Annotated in this window: 3 protein-coding genes; all 3 read left to right on the top strand. The window is 35.2% G+C overall.

Features of this window, described 5'->3' with window-relative positions; all coding sequences use genetic code 11:
• A partial coding sequence (locus tag Q5Y73_RS24565; RefSeq protein ID WP_305994559.1) for a hypothetical protein occupies nt 1–874 on the top strand: 874 nt, incomplete at its 5' end.
• The gene (locus tag Q5Y73_RS24570; RefSeq protein WP_305994560.1) at nt 874–1,008 is read left to right on the top strand and encodes an XkdX family protein; all 135 of its coding nucleotides are present in this window, start codon (nt 874–876) and stop codon (nt 1,006–1,008) included. The genes Q5Y73_RS24565 and Q5Y73_RS24570, both read left to right, overlap by 1 nt.
• Before the next feature lie 35 nt (nt 1,009–1,043).
• Nucleotides 1,044–1,229 (top strand): BhlA/UviB family holin-like peptide (locus Q5Y73_RS24575; RefSeq protein ID WP_305994561.1); only part of this gene is annotated, 186 nt, incomplete at its 3' end.

Raw genomic sequence — 1,229 nt, forward strand, 5'->3', positions numbered from 1 at the left:
ACCACAGCCACTAGAAATTGTAATTGAAGATGTACATTTAGAAGGGTTAACTAAACAAATACCTGATATCATACAGAAGCATAAAACAGATGTGGATGGAAATCTATTATATCTACTTCCCCAGGAGTCTTTAGAAGTAACTGAGGAGATCCCCAAAACCATTGAAACGACTGAAGCAACGGATAATCCAGTTATAGTAAAAACGTCATATCCTGTACCAATGCTAGATGAAAATGGGGTTCAAAAACAGTATGAACAGATGGTTAGAGGTGAAACAACAGAAGTCACAGACGAACCGATTATGGAACCTGTATTCGATGAAGAAAATGAGGTTTACAATGATGTTCAAAAGACAGATGAAGATGGAAACCCTCTGTATTGGGGGTTAATTGGAACTGGAAGAATGATTGATATATTCACCTCTGAAGAGGTAGATGAACAAAAGACGAATGATGATGGTGAATTGTTGTATTACAAAGAAATCACCGAACCTTTAATCACCTACGAGGATCAAGAACCTTTAGAGATTATACAAAATCATGATTCTTGGACTGAAGAACTTACACCAGCTCTTGAAGATATTGAGCAGACCAAAACAATCAAGTTTGAGGATCAACCATCTTTATTTACTTATGATGATATTATGAACGCACCAAAAGTACCACTTACAGCAGAGGAAGAGATTGAGTTATTGAAGTCTGAAAATGCAACATTGATATTAGATTCATTACAAAAAGAGAGTCAAATTGAAGCCCTAGAAAGTGAGAATGCGACACAGTTTCTTGATTCGTTAGAAAAAGAAAGTCAATTTGATTCTTTAGAAAATGAATTAGCAACACTCACGTTGTCTCTTGTGGAAGGAGGTGTTCTATAGTGGATTGGGTGAAAATCATTCAAAGGTATTATCCAAAATATTATTCAAAAGATAATGTAAAAGTCTTTGTTGAACGACAGAAGATCACAGCAGAAGAATATGAACAATTAGTTGGGGAGCCATACACAGTATAGGTTCTTTTTTTATTTCTAAAAATGGGGGTGGGGAAGTGGAAATTGACCTAATTCAATACTTTATTACTCAGGGACCGTTTGCGGTTCTTTTTGTGGTACTACTTATTTACGTGATGAAGAATAACAACAACCGAGAAAATAGACTATATGACACACTGGACGAATTAAGCAAAAGGTATGGTTCTCTTGATAAAAAATTAAATCGAATAGAAGGCAAAATC

Source organism: Chengkuizengella axinellae, from assembly GCF_030730905.1.
Taxonomy (GTDB): domain Bacteria; phylum Bacillota; class Bacilli; order Paenibacillales; family KCTC-33759; genus Chengkuizengella; species Chengkuizengella axinellae.